Genomic DNA, 16734 nt, shown 5'->3' on the forward strand with positions numbered 1-16734 from the left:
ACACTCCTTTTTGTCTCCGGATTCCTCTCCGGCGGGGCGATCATCACGGCGACGCGGAGTCCGCGCACGGCGCACTCCGGACATCGCCCCGAAGGAGATCTTTATGGCCACCGGCACCGTGAAATGGTTCAACGCGGAAAAGGGCTTCGGCTTCATCGAGCAGGACGGCGGCGGCGCCGACGTCTTCGCCCACTACTCGAACATCGCCGCCCAGGGCTTCCGTGAACTCCAGGAGGGCCAGAAGGTGTCCTTCGACATCGCGCAGGGCCAGAAGGGCCCGACGGCCGAGAACATCGTTCCCGCCTGACGCCCTCACCCACTTCGCAGCCGGGGCCCGCACCATGGGGTGCGGGCCCCGGCTCGCGGTCTTTTTCCGTACGGCGTCTCCGTCGGACCGCGCGTTCACATCCGCCGCGCGACGGAGACGATGCACATCCCCACCCCACGAGAATGCTCCGCACGACACTCCGGGTACGGATTTTCCACCCTGCCCACGGAGTCCCCGGCCCTCGTCATCGGAACCGCTCCGGTTTCCCGAGCGCCGTTTTCCCTGAGCATTCTCCCGCGGAACCGCATCGGTTCCGCGCAGTCCCGGTTCGTTCTTGCGGTTCTCTGCGCTGCCTTTCGCTGCGGGAATTCCTTGATACGCGCCGCATCGAGGAAGGTTCCGCATGAACCGCACGCGCACGAACGACCGCTACTCCCGCACCCGCGCCGAGAGGTCCGGCTCCCCGAGGACCGGCGGCCACTACGGCGCCTCGACCGCCGGCCGCTCCGGCGGACCGCGGCGGCCCGCGGGCCAGGGCCGCCGACAGAGCGCGGCGCAGGGCGAGTTCGCACCCCCGAAGACCCTCACCCCCGCCCTGCCCGCCGTCGAGTCGTTCGCCGATCTCGCCATGCCCGCGGGGCTGTTGGCGGCGCTCGGCCACGAAGGCGTGACCGTGCCCTTCCCGATCCAGGCGGCCACCCTGCCGAACTCGCTCGCCGGCCGCGACGTGCTCGGCCGCGGACGCACCGGGTCGGGCAAGACCCTCGCCTTCGGACTCGCCCTGCTGGCCCGTACGGCCGGCCGGCGCGCCGAGCCCCGGCAGCCGCTGGCCCTGGTCCTCGTACCCACCCGTGAACTCGCCCAGCAGGTCACCGACGCGCTCACTCCTTACGCACGCGCCGTCAGGCTGCGGCTGGCCACGGTCGTCGGCGGGATGTCGATCGGCCGGCAGGCGGGCGCGCTGCGTGGCGGGGCGGAGGTCGTCGTCGCCACGCCGGGACGGCTCAAGGACCTCATCGACCGCGGCGACTGCCGTCTCGACCAGGTCGGTGTCACGGTCCTCGACGAGGCGGACCAGATGACCGACATGGGCTTCATGCCGCAGGTCACCGCGTTGCTCGACCAAGTGCGGCCCGAGGGCCAGCGGATGCTGTTCTCCGCCACCCTGGACCGCAACGTCGACCTGCTGGTGCGCCGTTATCTGACCGACCCCGTGGTCCACTCCGTCGACCCGTCCGCGGGCGCCGTCACCACCATGGAGCACCACGTCCTCCATGTGCACGGTGCGGACAAGCAGCGGACGACGACCGAGATCGCGGCCCGCGACGGGCGGGTGATCATGTTCCTCGACACCAAGCACGCCGTGGACCGCCTGACGGATCACCTGTTGCAGAGCGGCGTCCGCGCCGCGGCGCTGCACGGGGGCAAGTCCCAGCCCCAGCGCACCCGCACCCTGGACCGGTTCAGGGCCGGCCACGTGACGGTCCTGGTGGCCACCAACGTCGCGGCGCGCGGTATCCACGTCGACCACCTCGACCTCGTCGTGAACGTCGATCCGCCCACCGACCCGAAGGACTACCTGCACCGGGGCGGCCGCACCGCGCGCGCGGGCGAGTCCGGCAGCGTCGTCACCCTGGTGACGCCCCAGCAGCGCCGCGACATGAGCCGCCTGATGGTCGCGGCCGGCATCACCCCGCGGACCACTCAAGTCCGTTCGGGCGAGGAGGAGTTGAGCCGCATCACGGGCGCGCAGACCCCCTCGGGCGTGCCGGTGGTCATCACCGCGCCGGCCACGGAGCGCACCCGTCGCGGCACCTCCGCACGGGGAAGCGGCTCTCCCCGGGGCCGTCGCGGCGGCTCCGGGCAGGGACAGTCCGCCGGCGCGGCGGCACGCCGTACGGCACGACGACCGTCGGCCCTCGACCCCGCGGCCTAGTACGGCGACCGCGACGCGCGGCGCCGCCGGCGCCGCGCGTCGTGACGGGACAGCTCACCCCACTTCGCAGGAGGCATCCTTTGACATCCGCACCGGCCCTGACACTGACGACAGCCCGGACCCGGCAACATCCCGCCGCGGCCGTCCCGACCCCGGCTCATGCCGTGGACATGTCCGGACCCCGGGTCCTCGACGACATGACCGTCGAGGTCGCCCTGTCCGTCATGACCGGCGCGCGGGTCGGGTACCTGCTCCTGTGCGACGGGGACGAGCGGTGCACCGGCGCGGTCACCCGCGCCCAGCTCGTCGCGGTCCGCGACAGCTCCGCCTATACGGACCGGATCCGGGTGCGGGACGTGCTCGGCGTCGGCGGGCAGGACCGCGCCGGAGGCGCCTGCGCTCCCGCCTGGTGACCCGTCCCCTCCCGCCGGACACCCCTCGTCCCCGTTCCCCTGTGAGGTCCCATGCGCTGCGTCATCGCCCGGTTCCCGTTCGACCTGTCCAAAAGCGGGGTGCTGGCCTCGATGAAGGGCGTCAAACCCGAGCCGATCACCGGCGAGTCGGTCCTGATCGGCCGTCGCCACTACCCCGTCAAGCAGGTGGGTGAGGTCATCACCCGCCAGGACCGGCGGGACTTCACCGGCGGGGAGGTCACCCGGGCCATGATCCGCCTCGGCTTCACCTGCCAGGACGGCCGCACGGCCGTCCAGGCCACGGCGGTTCTCACACCGTTGCAGAACGCGTCGGCCCTGCTCGGCAGTCCGGCCCCCCAGGGGCACTGAGGTCCCGAGGGGCACTGAGGTCCCGCCCCACCGGGGCTCCGAGGGGGCCGGGACCTCACGGCGTCGGGGACCACGCGAGTCCGCCACCGCGGACCCGCGACGGAACCCGCCGCCCGGACGCACGACGAGGGCCCCACCGGCAGGTGCCGGTGGGGCCCTCGTCGTGCGTCACCCTCCACATGAGGACCATCAGGAGTCCGGGGACCGCCCTCAGGCGCGGGGTCTCACTGGTCGGAATAGCTGAAGTCGCCCACGGTCCAGGCGCCGACGTCCTCGATCGCGACGCGGTACATGCCGCCCGTCTCCGGGATCCCGACACTGCCCTGCAGGATGCGGGCGAGGTGGAAGTGGAGATGCGTGGGAGGCTCGCCCCGCTCCGGGCGGTGCTGGGCCCGCCCCGCGGTGAAGACGTCGGCGAACGGCCCGAGACGGTCGGAGTCCTTCAGGACCTCCGAGACACGTTCCCGCCAGACGGCCTCGGGAGCCAGCCGGCCGGTGATGACGGTTCCGCCGACGACCACGGTCAGCGACATCTGATTGCTCTGCCCGGACTCCACCATGGCGGAGATGTCCACGAGCAGCTCGTCAGGGTTCGACATGGGAGCCGATTCTATGGGCGTTCCCGTCCCTCCGGACGCGTACGCGATGTCCCGTCACCCGTCGGCCTCGCCATGTGTGCGACACGCCGACACCAAAATCTATGCTCGCGAAAGTAGACATTGGTCGGCGGCGTGGCTAGGGTTTCTCTTGTAGACATGACCGTCACGTACACGGCCCGCAGCTCAGAGGGCCGTTGGGCGCACGAGAGCGACGCGTGACGGACACAGAGGAAGAACGGAGGAACGGACGCCATCAGGATCGCCCGGCCCGAGCACGATCAGGCCGGGTACCGCACGGCCCCAGAACGGAAGGTGGTCCCCGGTTACGCATCCTCGATCCCCGCACTCCCGTCCCTCCCGGGGCCCGGGTAGCGGAAACAGACGGTCGGCGCAGCAGTAAGGCCGACAGATGGTGTTGAATTTCCTTCGGGGCCCTGGTGCCGTACGGCGCCAGGGCCCCTCGACGCGTTGCTCAACGAGGTGAAATGACAGCAGATACTCCGCTCGGTGGCCGTCTGGACGACGACGACTACCCCGCGTACACCATGGGCCGGGCGGCCGAGATGCTCGGCACCACACCCGGCTTCCTCCGCGCCATCGGCGAGGCACGGCTGATCACGCCTCTCCGCTCGGAGGGCGGACATCGGCGGTACTCCCGTTACCAGCTGCGGATCGCCGCGCGCGCCCGCGAGCTCGTCGACAAGGGGACACCGGTCGAGGCCGCGTGCCGCATCATCATTCTCGAGGACCAGCTCGAGGAAGCACAGCGCATCAACGCCGAGTACCGCCGCTCCGCGGACAAGGGGACCGAGAACTCCGGCTGAGCACCGAGCGGAACGGACGCCACCCGAACGGGCGACCCTGCGCCGGCGGCGTCACACGCGTCCTCGCCGTACCCCGGCGGGAGCGGTGCGTCGAGCGTGGCGGTGAAGGGCGGTCGCCTCCGCGGCGGGGGCTCCATGAGGCTTCAGCCGAACGATCGTCCTCATGGGCGTGAAGATGAGGCCCGGGGACACAGTTCCCTCCACCACCACATGGGAGAGAACGTCCTGGGCCCCGACGGCATTCCCCCGACGGGCTCCGGCCCGCGCCCTCGCGCACGGACCGGCGCGCCACGCGCCCCTGGACCGTCGCCCTCGCCGACAATGAGCGGCAGCCCGTGCCACCGGCGGCGTCCGGGTCCGGGCGGTACGCCGGGCCGGGACCGGTATCCACCGGATCCCGCGGGAAGAGCGACGAAGGAGCCGCGTGAAATTCGGGATCTCCACCTTCATCACCGATCTGAGCACCCGGCCGGCCCCGCTCGGGCGGGCCGTCGAGGAGCACGGGTTCGACTCGCTGTTCATCGCCGAGCACAGTCACATCCCGGTGGAACGCCGCTCCCCCTATCCCCAGGGCGGGGACCTTCCCGAGATCTACTACCGCACCCTCGACCCCTTCGTGGCGCTGACCGCCGCGGCCACCGTCACCGAACGGCTCCTGCTGGGCACCGGAATCGCCCTGGTCTCGCAGCGCGACCCGATCCACACCGCCAAGGAAGTGGCCTCACTGGACCTGGTCTCCGACGGCCGGGCCGTGTTCGGAGTCGGTGTCGGCTGGAACCGTGAGGAGATGGCCAACCACGGCACCGATCCGGCCACCCGGGGCAGGCTGGTCGACGAGCGGCTGCGTGCCATCCTCGAACTGTGGACCAAGGAGAAGGCCGAGTTCCACGGGGAGTTCGTCGACTTCGACCCCGTCTACGCCTGGCCCAAGCCAGTCCGCAAGCCGCACCCGCCCCTCTACATCGGCGGCGGCAGGGGCGCCTTCCCCAGGATCGCCGAACTCGGTGACGCCTGGCTCGCCAACAGCCTGCCGCCGGAGGTGCTGGCACCGCAGATCGAGGAGATGCGGGCCGCCGCCGGCCGCCCGGTCCCCGTGACGGTCTACGGTGTGCCCGCGACCCCCGAGGCGGTCGAGGCCTACGCCCGGCTGGACGTGGAACGCGTGCTGTTCTATCTGCCGTCCGACCCCGAACCGGCCGCCGTCGCACACCTGGACCAGTTCGCCGAGGTCGCCGCCCGCTTCCGCTGATGCCCGCCCTGACCGCGTCCGAGGCCCGCGAGAGGTTCGCGGCGTCCCGGGTCGCCCGCCTGGCCACCGCCGACCCCGACGGCCGCCCGCACCTGGTGCCGGTGGTCTTCGTGGTGACCGGGGACACGGTGGCCATGGCCGTCGACCACAAGCCCAAGCGGTCGACCCACCTCAAACGGCTCGCCAACATCCTCGCCAACCCCGCCGTCTCCCTGCTCGCCGACCGGTACGACGAGGACTGGGACCAGCTCTGGTGGGCCCGCGCGGACGGGCGGGCCCAGGTGCTCCCGCCCGCCGGCCGGTCCGCCGAAGCGGCCCGCTGCACGCGGCTGCTCACCGCGAAGTACTCCGCGCAGTACACCGGCCGTCCGCCGGCGGGCGAGGTGGTGGAGGTCCTCGTCACCCGCTGGACGGGGTGGCGGGCGAGCTGAGCTGAAGCGCCCTGGCCCCGCACCCCGCACGCGTCGAGCCGCTAACGGGACACGGGGGCGCCGGATGGCCGAAGACCCCGAGGGCCAGGGCACCGGAGGGCCGGAGGCCCCACAGCGGCATCCGCTTCCCTCAGGGGTCGACGTCCTCGCTCCTCAGGTCGGTTTCCCGGCCGCCGTGGGGCGCGGCGCCTGGCGGGGGGGGTGCCTCTATGTCTTTGGTCAAGCGAGGCGTGGGGTTCTGGGTTCGTAGAAGGTGCCGTCGCGGAGCATGGCGAAGAGCACGTTGATGCGTTGTCGGGCGAGCCGGAGGAGGGCTTGCGTGTGGGTCTTTCCTCTGGTGCGGCATTTGTCGTAGTAGGTGCGGGAGGCGGGATCGTGCAGAGCGGCGAACGCGGACAGGAACATCGCGCGTTTGAGCTGCCGGTTGCCGCCTCTGGGCGCGTGTTCGCCGTGGATCGAGGTCCCCGACGACTTTGTTGTCGGGGCGAGGCCGGCGTAGGAGGCCAGATGGGCGGCGGTGGGGAAGCTGGTTCCGTCGCCGACGGTGACCAGCAATGCAGCGGCGGTCCTGACGCCGACGCCGGGCAGCGACGTCAGGACCTTGGAAAGAGGGTGATCCTCCAGCAGGGCTGTGATCTGGGCTTGTGCCGCCCGTCTTTGTTCGTGAACGGCGCCGAGCGAGCGGGCCAGGGATGGGATCACGATGTCGAGGGTGCCGGTGCCCGGGACCACGACGGTCTGCTCGTCGAGTGCGTCGAAGACGTCGTCGATCAGGCGTGTCGCCATGCGCGGGGCCTTGGGCCGGATCACTTCAACAAGCTTGCGTCGCCCAGCTTTCCGCAGGGCCGCCGGAGATCCGTAGCGTTCCAGCAGCCAGGTCACGGCGCTGTGGTCCAGGCGTGGGCCGAGGACCCGCTCGAGGCTGGGGTGGAACTGGGTGAGCAGGCCGCGGATCCTGTTGGATGTGCGGGTGGCCTCGGCGGCGAGGTCCTGGTCGAAGCCGACGAGCACGGTCAGCTCGGCTGTGATCTCGTCGGTGAGTTCCAGCGAGCGCAGGGTGTGCGGCATGGTGCGGGCCGCGTCCGCAATCACCGCGGCGTCCTTCGCGTCGGTTTTCGCCTCGCCGGGGTAGAGGTCGGCGATCCGCCGCATGGCCAGGCCGGGCAGATAGGCGACCTTGCAGCCGGTGTCCCGGGCGACCGTCAGCGGGAGGGCGCCGATGGAGGCGGGCTGGTCGACGATCACCAGGACGGTGCCGAACTTGGTCTTCAGCTTCTCGAAGACGTCCCGCAGCTTCGGTTCGGTGTTGGGCAGCTGCTTGTCGAAGACCTTCTTGCCGGCCGGGGTGAGCCCGTGCCCGTGGTGGGTGGTCTTGCCGACGTCCAAACCGAGGAAGACGTCTGTCTCGTCGCTGTCGTTCAAGCCGTCCTCCCGAACGGATGTCGTGTGTGCTGGCCGGGGCGTTGGCGTCGTGCGCGCATCCACGTTATGCAGACCTGCCGCCCGCGAACTGCCCGGCATTGCGCCGGACCGGACGGTGGCCGGACCTCTGATCAGCGTCTCCAACGGCGCCTCTCGGGCCCGGTGGCACCACCCCCCAGGTCATCGGTTCGACAGGGGGGAACAGCCATGCCGGGCCCGGAGGCCAGCGGCCCTCTTGCAGGACCGCGGAAAACATAACGGGGGGGGTGGTCATGCCCCGTGCGCGCGGGCCGAGTCCGTCAGGCGCCAAGTTCCTCGCACCGCAGGGCGAACAGGTCACGCCCGGGGCAGGCCGTCGGCGGCCCGGACGAGCTTCCTCACCTCGGACGGCGCGAGCGGCGCACGGCGGGCGAGCCTCTCGGCGAGCCCGATGGCGACGGCCACCGTCGCGCCGGGGCAGCCCGATCGCCCCGCGCCCGGCGGCGTACGGACCGCTCCCGGCCTCGGGCGGGGCGAACGTCGCGTCCTCGGGCGGACCTGACGTCGCGTCCTCTGCCGCGACGATCAGGTCGCAGGCCAGGGCGAGTTCGAGGCCGCCGCCGGGCGCGGCACCCTCCACGGCGGCGATCATCGGTTTCGTGCGTCCGGCCCGCGCCTCGGCCAGCGCGGCGAACCCGCGCGCCGGGAGGGTGGGCGGCGCGCCCGGGCGCGGGCCTGCCAGGTCCGCGCCCGCGCTGAAGTTTCCCTTCGCCCCGGTCAGGACCCGGCCTGCAACCCGGTGTCGGCCTCCAGCACGGCCGGCGCGGTGGCCTGGCCGGCGCCGGCCGCGGCGGTCAGCGTGTTGCGGGGCCGGGGACGGTCGATGGTGATCAGGAGAGTCGAGCAGACCCGCTGGACGCGCACGCCGTCCCTGCCGGCGAGCGGACCGGGCATGTCCGTGTCCGCCATGTTCACGTCCTCTCCACTCCCCTCCGCGTTCGCTCCCCGGAATTCCCGTACTGTGCCCGCCCCCGTCCCCGAAGCCGTCCTCGCACCCGTTCCCCGCGCTCACACCCGTGCCGGCGCTCGTACCCGTGTCCGCACCCGGTGCGCATCCGTCGACGCACCGCACCGTCCTCCGCGTCCGGTGAGCGCCGACCGCGGGTCCGGGTCCCCGCGCGGCTCTCGCAGAAGCCCTTCCGTCTGGCAGAAGCCGCGTTGCCGGGTGCGCGGGCGCGTCACGACCCTGGGACGGACCACCCCACCACCCACCACGGACCACGGCACGCGGGGCGACGGCGCCCCGCCGACAGGGACGGGAACGCCATGCCGCACACGACCGCCTTCGCGAGGAACCAGTGGTACGTCACCGCCTACACCCACGAGGTGGGGCGCGAGCTGCTCGGCCGGACCGTTCTGGGCGAGCCGCTCGTCCTCTACCGCACCGAGGAGGACGGGACGGCCGTCGCCCTGGCCGACCGCTGCGTGCACCGCCGGTTCCCGCTCTCCGCGAGCCGGCTCGACGGTGACCGCGTCGTGTGCGGGTACCACGGGTTCACCTACGACGTCACGGGCCGCTGCGTGTCGGTGCCCGGGCAGCAGCGCGTCCCGCGCACGGCCCGGGTCGCCGCATACCCGGTGGCCGAGCGGGACTCGTTCGTCTGGGTGTGGATCGGCGACCCGGCGCTCGCCGACCCGGAGACCGTCCCGCGGGCCCGGCACATGGACTCGCCGGACTGGACCACGGTCTCGGGCATGGAGCCCATCGACGCCGACTACGGGCTGCTCGTCGACAACCTGCTCGACCTCTCCCACGAGACGTATCTGCACGGCGGCTACATCGGCACCCCCGAGGTCGCCGAGACACCGATCACGACGGAGGTCGACGAGGCCGCCGGCGTCGTACGGGTCAGCCGCCACATGGACGACGCCGAGTGCCCGCCGTTCTACGCCCGCTCCACCGGAGTCGAGGGCCGGATCACCCGCTGGCAGGACATCGAGTACCACGCGCCGTGCCTGTATCTGCTGCACAGCCGTGTCGCGCCGGCCGGCGTGCTGCCCGAGGCGGACGGCGCCGATCCCCACGCCTTCCACACCGAGATCACGTACGCCATCACTCCCTCCCGCGACGGCCACGTCTACGACTTCTGGGCGGTCTCCCGGGACTTCGCCCGTGAGGACGACGAAGTCACCACGTTCATGCGGGACTTCAACCACACCGTCGTGATGCAGGACGTCGACGCGCTCAACCTCCTGCAGCGGACCCTGGGCGGCGAACACGCGGGGTACCAGGAGCTGAGCATCAACATCGACACCGGCGGCCTCGCGGCCCGCCGCATCCTCGCCCGGCTCGCCGAGGAGGGCGACAAGCCGACGGAGAGGGTCCTGTGAGGCCCGCGTCCGGGTCGCCCCGGCGCGAGGTCTACCGCGTCGACTGGCTGCCGGGCACCGACGTCCTGCGCGGCACCTGTCACTGCGGCGCCGAGCACACCGCCCACGATCCGGTCGAGATGTGGGAGTGGATGCTCTCCCACCCCGAAGGGCACCCCTCCGGGGGAGCCCGCCGATGACTCTCCTGGAGGCCGAACTCGTCGTGACGGGGCGGGAGTCGGTGGCGGCGGGGGTGATCGCCCTGACGCTGCGCGACCCGCACGGCGCGGAACTCCCCGGCTGGGAGCCGGGCGCCCACATCGACGTGGTGTGCGGTCCGGGGCTGGAGCGGCAGTACTCGTTGTGCGGCGACCCGGCGGACCGCGGGGCGTGGCGGATCGCGGTGCTCCGGGAACCGCACGGGCGCGGTGGGTCCGCGTATCTGCACGAGCGGGTGGGCGCGGGCAGCACGGTCCGTGTCCGCGGTCCACGCCAGGGCTTCGCCCTCGTCCCGGCCTCCCGGTACCGGTTCGTCGCGGGCGGCATCGGCATCACCCCGATCCTGCCGATGCTCGCCGCGGCCCGGGCGGCGGGCGCGGAGTGGACGCTGCTGTACGGCGGACGGTCCCGGGGTTCCATGGCGTTCCTGGCGGAGTTGAGCCGGTACGGGGACCGGGTCACGGTCGCGCCGCAGGACGAGAGCGGGCTGCTGGACCTCGACTCGGCGCTCTCCGGCCTCCCCGCGGGCACCCTCGTCTACTGCTGCGGTCCCGGCCCGCTGCTGGACGCGGTGGAGGAGCGGTGTCCCGCCGGGCTGCTGCACGTCGAACGCTTCCGCCCGAAGGCCCAAGAATTCCGCACCGAGGCCGAGTTCGAGGTCGTGCTCGCGCGCAGCGGCCGTACGCTGACCGTCCCCGCGGGCACCTCCGTGCTCGACGCGGTGCGCGGCGCCGGTGCCGAGGTGCTCTTCTCCTGTACCGAGGGCACCTGCGGCACGTGCGAGACGGACGTGCTCGAAGGGATACCGGACCACCGGGACTCGGTGCTGACGGCCGCGGAGCGGGCCGCGGGCTCGGCCATGCTCATCTGCGTCTCGCGCTGCCGGGGGAAACGGCTGGTGCTCGACCTGTGAAGACGCGGCTCACCCGCCCCGGGAGCACGCTTCGGTAACTGTCAACAATATTGTCAGCCAAGGGCATTGACCCCGCCGTACAGGAGTTCTACCTTCCGCTGAGCACCACTGTGCGGTGTGCGCACAGCCTGTCGGAACACCGTCGTCTGCACAGGAGGAGCCATGCGTCGTCTGCTCGCCGGTCTCGCGGTCGGAGCCTTCCTGGTCGCCGCGTCGGCCTGCGGCTCGTCCGACGACTCCGGAACGCCGGGCACGGACACGTCGTCCGGCGGCACCACCACGGTCAAGGTCGGGATCATCCCCATCGTCGACGTAGCGCCGCTCTACCTGGGTCAGAAGAAGGGCTTCTACGCGAACCACGGTCTGAGACTCTCCCTGACGACCGCCCAGGGCGGCGCCGCGATCGTCCCGGGCGTCGTCAGCGGCCAGTTCCAGTTCGGCTTCTCCAACATGACCTCGCTGATGATCGCCCGCAGCCAGAACGTACCGGTGAAGGCGGTGGCCAACGGCGTCGCCTCGACAGGCGTGGCGGGCAAGGACTTCGGCGCCCTCACGGTGAAGAAGGGCAGCGCCCTCACGTCGGCGAAGGACCTGGAGGGGAAGAAGGTCGCCGTCAACACCCTGAAGAACATCAACGAGACGGCGGTGCGCGAATCGGTGCGCAAGGCGGGCGGTGACCCCTCCGAGGTGAACTTCGTCGAGCTGGCCTTCGACCAGATGCCCGCCGCTCTGGACGGTGGCCGGATCGACGCGGCGATGGTGGTCGAGCCCGCGCTCGCCACCGTCAAGAGCCAGGGCGGCACGGAGATCGCCTCCTCCCTGGTCGACGTCGCCCCGGACCTCACCGTGGCCATGTACTTCACGTCCGCCCAGTACGCGCAGAAGAACCCCGATGTGGTGAAGAGGTTCCAGGAGGCCACCGCGGAATCGCTCGCCTACGCCGACGCCCATCCCGACGAGGTCCGTTCCGTCGTCACCTCGTACACGAAGATCCCCGCAGCGGTCCTCGCGAAGGTGACCCTGCCGAAGTGGCCGGCCGAGCCGAACCGTGCCTCGATCGAGGCGCTCGAGAAGCTGGGCGCGCGGGACGGACTCTTCAAGTCGGCCCCCGATCTCGACACGCTGCTGCCGTGAGGGGTACCGACACGGCGCTGGGCGCGGCCGGGCTCGCCGTCCTCCTCGCGCTGGGCGAGGCGGCACCGCGGCTCGGCCTCGTCAAGGAGGCCTACTTCCCGCCGACCAGCCGTATCGCCGCCGCGCTCGGCCGGGAGGCAGGTGACGGGGCCTTCTGGACGGCGCTCGGCGACACCCTCACCGGCTGGGCGCTGGGGCTCACGGCCGCGGTCGTCGCGAGCGTCGCCGTGGGGCTGGTGGTCTCCGTCGTGCCGTATCTGCGCGAGGCCACGGCCTCCACGATCGAGTTCCTGCGCCCGATCCCCTCCGTCGCGCTGATCCCCCTCGCCGTCCTGCTGTACGGCACCGAGCTGCGCTCCGTCCTCCTGCTGGTCGTGTACGCCTCCTTCTGGCAGGTCCTCGTCCAGGTCCTCTACGGCGTCCGCGACGTCGACCCTGTGGCGGAGGAGACGGCGCGCTCGTACGGCCTCGGCCCCTGGGCGCGCACCCGGCACGTCCTGTGGCCCACCGCGCTCCCCTATGTGATGACCGGGGTGAGGCTGGCCGCGGCGGTCGCCCTCATCCTCGCCGTGACCGCCGAACTGGTCATCGGAGCGCCGGGGCTGGGGGCGCGGATCGCGGTCGCCCAGGCCTCCCAGGCAGTCCCCGACCTGTACGCGCTGGTCGTGGTCACCGGTCTGCTCGGACTGCTGATCAACGGGGGTGCCCGCGCGGTGGAGCGACGGGCGCTGGCCTGGCACCAGTCGGTGCGCGGGGAGGTGGCGGTGTGAGGAGCGTCCGCTCCGGCCGGACGCGACCGAAGGCCGGCGCAGGGGTCCCGGCCGCCCGCGCGCGGTACGGCGGACGGTGGGCCGTCCTGCTGCGTCCGCTGCTCGTCGTCGCGCTGCCGGCGCTGCTCGTGTCGGCCTGGTGGATCGCGTCCGACGGCAGCACCGCGGTCTACTGGCCGCCGCTGCGCACCATCCTCAAGACCTTTCCCGACGTCTGGACCGGCGAACGGCTGCGCACGGACGTCCTGCCCAGTGTGCTGCGCCTGCTGGCGGGGTACGCCTCGGCGGCGGTGGCGGGCGTGGCACTGGGCACCGTCATCGGCTCGTACCGGCGGGTGCGGGCGTTCTGCGAGCCGGCACTGGAGTTCCTGCGCGCGGTGCCGCCGCCCGTCCTGGTGCCGGTCATCATGCTGTTCGCGGGCATCGGTGACACGATGAAGATCGTCGTGATCGCGAGCGGCTGTCTGTGGCCGGTCCTGCTCAACACGGTCGAGGGCGTACGGGCCGTCGACTCCGTGATGGCGGAGACGGCACGTTCGTACGGTGTCACGGGCGCCGCCCGGCTGCGGCACGTGGTCCTGCGCTCGGCGAGCCCGCAGATCTTCGCGGGCCTGCGCCAGGCGCTGTCCATCGGGCTCATCCTGATGGTCATCAGTGAGATGTTCGCTGCCAGCAACGGCCTCGGCTTCGCCATCGTGCAGTTCCAGCGCGGTTTCGCGATCCCCGACATGTGGACCGGGATCCTCGTCCTGGGACTGCTCGGCCTGCTGCTGTCGGTCGTCTTCCAGTTCGTGGAACGCCGGGCGCTGGGCTGGTACCACGGCCTCCGGGAGTCCTCCCGGCGGTCCCCGTGACGCTCGCGAGAGGGCGGTCCATGCACGCGTCTTTGGTCGTCACCGGTCTGCGGAAGGTCTACGAGGGGTCGGGGCGCCGGGTGGAGGCGGTAGGCGATCTCACCTTCACGGTGGACACGGGTGAACTCGTCTGTCTGGTGGGCCCGTCGGGCTGCGGCAAGACCACGCTCCTCAAGTGCGTGGGCGGGCTGCTCGCGCCGACGGGTGGCGAGGTGCGGCTCGCCGGGCGTCCGGTGGTCGGGCCGCCGCCCGGCATGGCGTTCGTGTTCCAGGAGTACGGACGCAGTCTGTTCCCCTGGATGCGGGTCGGCGAGAACGTCGAACTCCCGCTCAGGCAGAAGGGGCTGAGCAGACCCCGGCGGCGTGAACTGGTCGCGGACGCGCTGGAGTCGGTCGGTCTGTCCGACGCGGCGGGGGCCTATCCGTGGCAGCTCTCCGGCGGGATGCAGCAGCGGGTGGCGATCGCCCGGGCGCTGGCCTACGAGCCCGAGGTCCTGCTGATGGACGAGCCTTTCGCGGCGGTGGACGCGCAGACCCGGGCCGACCTGGAGGACCTGGTCCGCCGGTTGTGGCGGCAACGCGGGATGACCATCCTGTTCGTGACCCACGACATCGACGAGGCCGTCTACCTGGGTGAGCGGGTCCTGATCCTCTCGTCCTCCCCCACCGTCGTACGGGAGCAGCTGAAGGTCGACCTGCCCGAGGAGCGGGACCAGTTGCACACCCGGGTGACCCCGCGCTTCGCCGAGTTGCGGACCCAGGTGTACGAGCAGATCCAGTCGGCGAAGCGCGGGGCGGCTGTCACGAGGAGAGATAGGCCTCCACTTCACTGAACTGGGCCGCCGGCCAGGCGCTGTTGGCGGTGACGGAGAGCCGCAGATGGCGCAGGCCGGTGCCGGCCGGCAGCGCGATCGTCACGGTGTTCCCGGTCGCCGGGTCGAACCGGTAGCCCTGCGAACCGACCACGGTGGAGAAGCCGGACCCGTCGGTGCTGCCCAGCACGGAGAGGGTCTCGGTGCGCGCGCCCCAGGCCGGGGACGGCGGCAGCTTGAGGACGACCCGGCGGACCGCCTGTGTGGAGCCGAGGTCCACGGTGAAGGACTGGGGGAAGGCGTTGTTGGTGGACTCCCAGTAACTGTTCGCGTCGCCGTCGACGGCCCTGCCCGGTGTGTAGACGTCCTGGGAGCCGCTCGCGGTGGCCGGGCGGCCCTTGGCCAGGTTGGCGTTCTGGTCCGGGGGCGGGTTGCCCTGACCGGGCCGCGGCCAGGCCGAGCAGTCCGACCAGGTACTGCTCCAGCCGGAGTTGCCGCCGCCGTCGCCGACCGTGAAGGTGCCCGAGCCGGTCGGATAGGGGCAGTTGTAGATGCCAGCCGCCCCGACGCCGGTGGCCTGGACGTTGCTGAACCTCGCGGAGCCCGGTGTCTCGGCCTGGACGACGACCGTCCCGGTGTTCTTCACGGTCGCCCCGGTCACGTTGATGTTGGACGTGGGGAGGCCACGACCGCCGCCGGAGACGAACTCGAAGGCACTGTAGGGGCTGTCGGTGATCGTCGTGTCGGTGATGTTGACAGTCGCGTTGATCGCGCTGTCGTAGGAATCGACCCGCAGGGCGCCCATCGGGTGGTTCCAGTTGGGGTTGATCGCCCCGGTCCGCACGAGCGTGTTGCCGTCGACGGTGATCGTGCCGGCCAGCGGGGAGAACGGGTCGAGGAACTTCTGGTTGGAGACGGCGATGCCGCTGCCCAGCGCGTTGGTGTCGGAGACCAGGTTGTTCCTGACGCTGATGTCCGTGCCGCCGTAGATCGCGATGCCGTTGGCGAGGTTCGGCTGCGAGACGGTGTTGTTCTCGAAGCTCGAGTTGCTGTCCGCGCCGTTCAGCGACCACATGGCGAGCGAGTCGTCTCCCTGGTTGCGCAGGAAGTTGTTGCTGACGCGGACGCCGTGGGCGTTGCCGTTGAGGTTGAGCCCGTCCGCGGTGGTGTCGAGGATGCGGTTGTTCTCGACCACGAGGTTGTCGTTGTTGCCGGTCAGCCAGAGACCTACCTTGAGGTGCTGGATCCACATCCCGGAGACCGAACTCCCGGGGCCCAGTGATCCGTTGACGAAGTTGTCCGGGTTGGAGTCGACGCGTTCGGTGACCTCGCCGATGACCGCGAAGTCCTTCAGGTGGACCCGGCCGGCGGAGCCGCCCTGGTCGATGAAGCGGGACGCGTGGACGACGGAGTACCAGCCGCCGGCTCCTTGGAGCGTGACGTTCTGGACGCCGCTGAGCGAGGACGTCACACGGTAGTCACCCGGCGGGATCCAGACGACACCGCCCTGAGCGGCGGAGATCGCGTCCCGGAAGGCCTGGGTGGAGTCCCCCTGGCCGCTGGGGTCCGCGCCCTTGTCGGTGACGGACACCGACCCGGCGGGCCGGGCCGACGCGGCGGCGACCTGTTCGAAGTCGGCCACGTCGACGGTGACCTGGGTGGAGGTGGCCTGGAAGGCGATCCTGTCCCCCGCCTGGACGTTCTGGCCGAGCAGCAGCCGGGCGTTGTCGAAGAAGTGGTGCTGCCTGGCGCCGGCGATCCAGGACGTGTCCACGTAGGAGTACTTGGAGGTGACCGCGAGCGTGCGGGAGATCTTCGTGCCGTTGACGTACACGTCGAGGCTGCCGGACTGGCCGTCGGGAACGCTGTAGGCGACGTTCACCGCGTTGGCCGCGCGCGGGGCGGTGAACTCGACGCGCTGGCCGGCCGAGAGGCGTACGGCCTGCCGCCCGGAGGCCTCCGAGGCGAGGGTCCCCTGGGTGATGTCGGGGCCGATCCTCGTACCGGTGGTGGTGGCGGACTCGGCTTCGACCGAGGTGAAGGGGAGGCTCGCGCCCGCCGCCACCGCGGCGTGGGCCGTGGTGGCGGCGGCGAGCATGCCCGCGGCGAGGGCCGCGGCCGCGGCGCACGCCAGGGGCACGCGTCCGGCAGTTCTGCTGTGCATGTGCTGAT

19 protein-coding genes are annotated in these 16734 nt (G+C 71.5%); 14 read left to right on the forward strand and 5 right to left on the reverse strand.

Going from position 1 to position 16734, the window contains the following annotated elements; all coding sequences use genetic code 11:
• Positions 1–103 precede the first annotated feature (103 nt).
• From OG776_RS10420 to OG776_RS10435, 4 genes are all read left to right on the forward strand, one after another.
• Positions 104–307: a cold-shock protein gene (locus OG776_RS10420; protein WP_030224351.1), complete on the forward strand. Its 204-nt coding sequence runs from the start codon at positions 104–106 to the stop codon at positions 305–307.
• 364 nt (positions 308–671) lie between these two features.
• Positions 672–2204 carry a DEAD/DEAH box helicase gene (locus OG776_RS10425; protein WP_148013365.1) on the forward strand — a complete coding sequence of 511 codons (1533 nt, stop codon included), beginning with the start codon at positions 672–674 and terminating at the stop codon, positions 2202–2204.
• 170 nt (positions 2205–2374) lie between these two features.
• Positions 2375–2617 (forward strand): CBS domain-containing protein, encoded by a 243-nt coding sequence (locus tag OG776_RS10430; RefSeq protein ID WP_148013366.1) that lies wholly within the window; start codon positions 2375–2377, stop codon positions 2615–2617.
• A 51-nt stretch (positions 2618–2668) separates the two neighbouring features.
• Entirely contained in the window at positions 2669–2986 is a 318-nt protein-coding gene (locus OG776_RS10435; RefSeq protein ID WP_148013367.1) for an SCO5918 family protein, read from the forward strand.
• 224 nt (positions 2987–3210) lie between these two features.
• Here the strand turns inward: OG776_RS10435 and OG776_RS10440 are convergent, their stop codons facing one another.
• Positions 3211–3585: a hypothetical protein gene (locus OG776_RS10440; RefSeq protein WP_148013368.1), complete on the reverse strand. Its 375-nt coding sequence runs from the start codon at positions 3583–3585 to the stop codon at positions 3211–3213.
• 485 nt (positions 3586–4070) lie between these two features.
• Between OG776_RS10440 and OG776_RS10445 the strand changes: the two genes are divergently transcribed.
• The 3 genes from OG776_RS10445 (at position 4071) to OG776_RS10455 (ending at position 6089) form a co-directional block, all read left to right on the forward strand.
• Entirely contained in the window at positions 4071–4409 is a 339-nt protein-coding gene (locus tag OG776_RS10445; RefSeq protein ID WP_148013369.1) for a MerR family transcriptional regulator, read from the forward strand.
• A gap of 424 nt (positions 4410–4833) precedes the next feature.
• A complete protein-coding gene (locus OG776_RS10450; RefSeq protein WP_148013370.1) occupies positions 4834–5658 on the forward strand; it encodes an LLM class F420-dependent oxidoreductase in 825 nt (274 codons plus the stop codon).
• On the forward strand, positions 5658–6089 hold the full coding sequence (locus tag OG776_RS10455) for a TIGR03668 family PPOX class F420-dependent oxidoreductase (protein ID WP_148013371.1): 432 nt from the start codon (positions 5658–5660) through the stop codon (positions 6087–6089). The genes OG776_RS10450 and OG776_RS10455 overlap by 1 nt, the downstream gene beginning before the upstream one ends.
• Positions 6090–6308: 219 nt before the next feature.
• Here the strand turns inward: OG776_RS10455 and OG776_RS10460 are convergent, their stop codons facing one another.
• The 3 genes from OG776_RS10460 to OG776_RS10470 form a co-directional block, all read right to left on the reverse strand.
• On the reverse strand, positions 6309–7511 hold the full coding sequence (locus OG776_RS10460; protein WP_329317956.1) for an IS110 family transposase: 1203 nt from the start codon (positions 7509–7511) through the stop codon (positions 6309–6311).
• 64 nt (positions 7512–7575) lie between these two features.
• Entirely contained in the window at positions 7576–8271 is a 696-nt protein-coding gene (locus OG776_RS10465; protein ID WP_329323684.1) for an enoyl-CoA hydratase-related protein, read from the reverse strand.
• The gene (locus tag OG776_RS10470; protein WP_222723875.1) at positions 8268–8459 is read right to left on the reverse strand and encodes a hypothetical protein; all 192 of its coding nucleotides are present in this window, start codon (positions 8457–8459) and stop codon (positions 8268–8270) included. The genes OG776_RS10465 and OG776_RS10470 overlap by 4 nt, the downstream gene beginning before the upstream one ends.
• Before the next feature lie 357 nt (positions 8460–8816).
• On the opposite strand from OG776_RS10470, the gene OG776_RS10475 reads away from it, so the two are divergent.
• The 7 genes from OG776_RS10475 (at position 8817) to OG776_RS10505 (ending at position 14583) form a co-directional block, all read left to right on the forward strand.
• Positions 8817–9881, forward strand: coding sequence for an aromatic ring-hydroxylating dioxygenase subunit alpha (locus tag OG776_RS10475; protein WP_148013373.1), 1065 nt, complete (start codon positions 8817–8819; stop codon positions 9879–9881).
• Positions 9878–10060 carry a hypothetical protein gene (locus OG776_RS10480; RefSeq protein ID WP_148013374.1) on the forward strand — a complete coding sequence of 61 codons (183 nt, stop codon included), beginning with the start codon at positions 9878–9880 and terminating at the stop codon, positions 10058–10060. Before OG776_RS10475 ends, OG776_RS10480 begins: the two co-directional genes overlap by 4 nt.
• Complete coding sequence (locus OG776_RS10485; protein WP_329320243.1) at positions 10057–10992, forward strand: PDR/VanB family oxidoreductase; 936 nt, start codon at positions 10057–10059, stop codon at positions 10990–10992. The genes OG776_RS10480 and OG776_RS10485 overlap by 4 nt, the downstream gene beginning before the upstream one ends.
• A 162-nt stretch (positions 10993–11154) precedes the next feature.
• Positions 11155–12126 (forward strand): ABC transporter substrate-binding protein, encoded by a 972-nt coding sequence (locus OG776_RS10490; RefSeq protein ID WP_148013376.1) that lies wholly within the window; start codon positions 11155–11157, stop codon positions 12124–12126.
• Complete coding sequence (locus OG776_RS10495; protein WP_329320246.1) at positions 12123–12896, forward strand: ABC transporter permease; 774 nt, start codon at positions 12123–12125, stop codon at positions 12894–12896. Before OG776_RS10490 ends, OG776_RS10495 begins: the two co-directional genes overlap by 4 nt.
• An 86-nt stretch (positions 12897–12982) precedes the next feature.
• On the forward strand, positions 12983–13750 hold the full coding sequence (locus OG776_RS10500) for an ABC transporter permease (RefSeq protein ID WP_329323685.1): 768 nt from the start codon (positions 12983–12985) through the stop codon (positions 13748–13750).
• Positions 13751–13770: 20 nt separating this feature from the next.
• Positions 13771–14583, forward strand: a complete 813-nt coding sequence (locus tag OG776_RS10505) for an ABC transporter ATP-binding protein (RefSeq protein WP_148013378.1) — start codon at positions 13771–13773, stop codon at positions 14581–14583.
• Here the strand turns inward: OG776_RS10505 and OG776_RS10510 are convergent.
• Positions 14552–16726: a discoidin domain-containing protein gene (locus tag OG776_RS10510; protein WP_148013379.1), complete on the reverse strand. Its 2175-nt coding sequence runs from the start codon at positions 16724–16726 to the stop codon at positions 14552–14554. The genes OG776_RS10505 and OG776_RS10510 overlap by 32 nt on opposite strands.
• Positions 16727–16734 lie beyond the last annotated feature (8 nt).

Source organism: Streptomyces sp. NBC_01689, assembly GCF_036250675.1.
In the GTDB taxonomy this organism is placed as follows: domain Bacteria; phylum Actinomycetota; class Actinomycetes; order Streptomycetales; family Streptomycetaceae; genus Streptomyces.

Coding starts and splice junctions, on each gene's coding strand:
- OG776_RS10420 (WP_030224351.1), top strand. CDS start 104: ATGGCCACCGGCACCGTGAAATGGTTCAACGCGGAAAAGGGCTTCGGC.
- OG776_RS10425 (WP_148013365.1), top strand. CDS start 672: ATGAACCGCACGCGCACGAACGACCGCTACTCCCGCACCCGCGCCGAG.
- OG776_RS10430 (WP_148013366.1), top strand. CDS start 2,375: ATGTCCGGACCCCGGGTCCTCGACGACATGACCGTCGAGGTCGCCCTG.
- OG776_RS10435 (WP_148013367.1), top strand. CDS start 2,669: ATGCGCTGCGTCATCGCCCGGTTCCCGTTCGACCTGTCCAAAAGCGGG.
- OG776_RS10440 (WP_148013368.1), bottom strand. CDS start 3,585: ATGTCGAACCCTGACGAGCTGCTCGTGGACATCTCCGCCATGGTGGAG.
- OG776_RS10445 (WP_148013369.1), top strand. CDS start 4,071: ATGACAGCAGATACTCCGCTCGGTGGCCGTCTGGACGACGACGACTAC.
- OG776_RS10455 (WP_148013371.1), top strand. CDS start 5,658: ATGCCCGCCCTGACCGCGTCCGAGGCCCGCGAGAGGTTCGCGGCGTCC.
- OG776_RS10470 (WP_222723875.1), bottom strand. CDS start 8,459: ATGGCGGACACGGACATGCCCGGTCCGCTCGCCGGCAGGGACGGCGTG.
- OG776_RS10475 (WP_148013373.1), top strand. CDS start 8,817: ATGCCGCACACGACCGCCTTCGCGAGGAACCAGTGGTACGTCACCGCC.
- OG776_RS10485 (WP_329320243.1), top strand. CDS start 10,057: ATGACTCTCCTGGAGGCCGAACTCGTCGTGACGGGGCGGGAGTCGGTG.
- OG776_RS10490 (WP_148013376.1), top strand. CDS start 11,155: ATGCGTCGTCTGCTCGCCGGTCTCGCGGTCGGAGCCTTCCTGGTCGCC.
- OG776_RS10505 (WP_148013378.1), top strand. CDS start 13,771: ATGCACGCGTCTTTGGTCGTCACCGGTCTGCGGAAGGTCTACGAGGGG.
- OG776_RS10510 (WP_148013379.1), bottom strand. CDS start 16,726: ATGCACAGCAGAACTGCCGGACGCGTGCCCCTGGCGTGCGCCGCGGCC.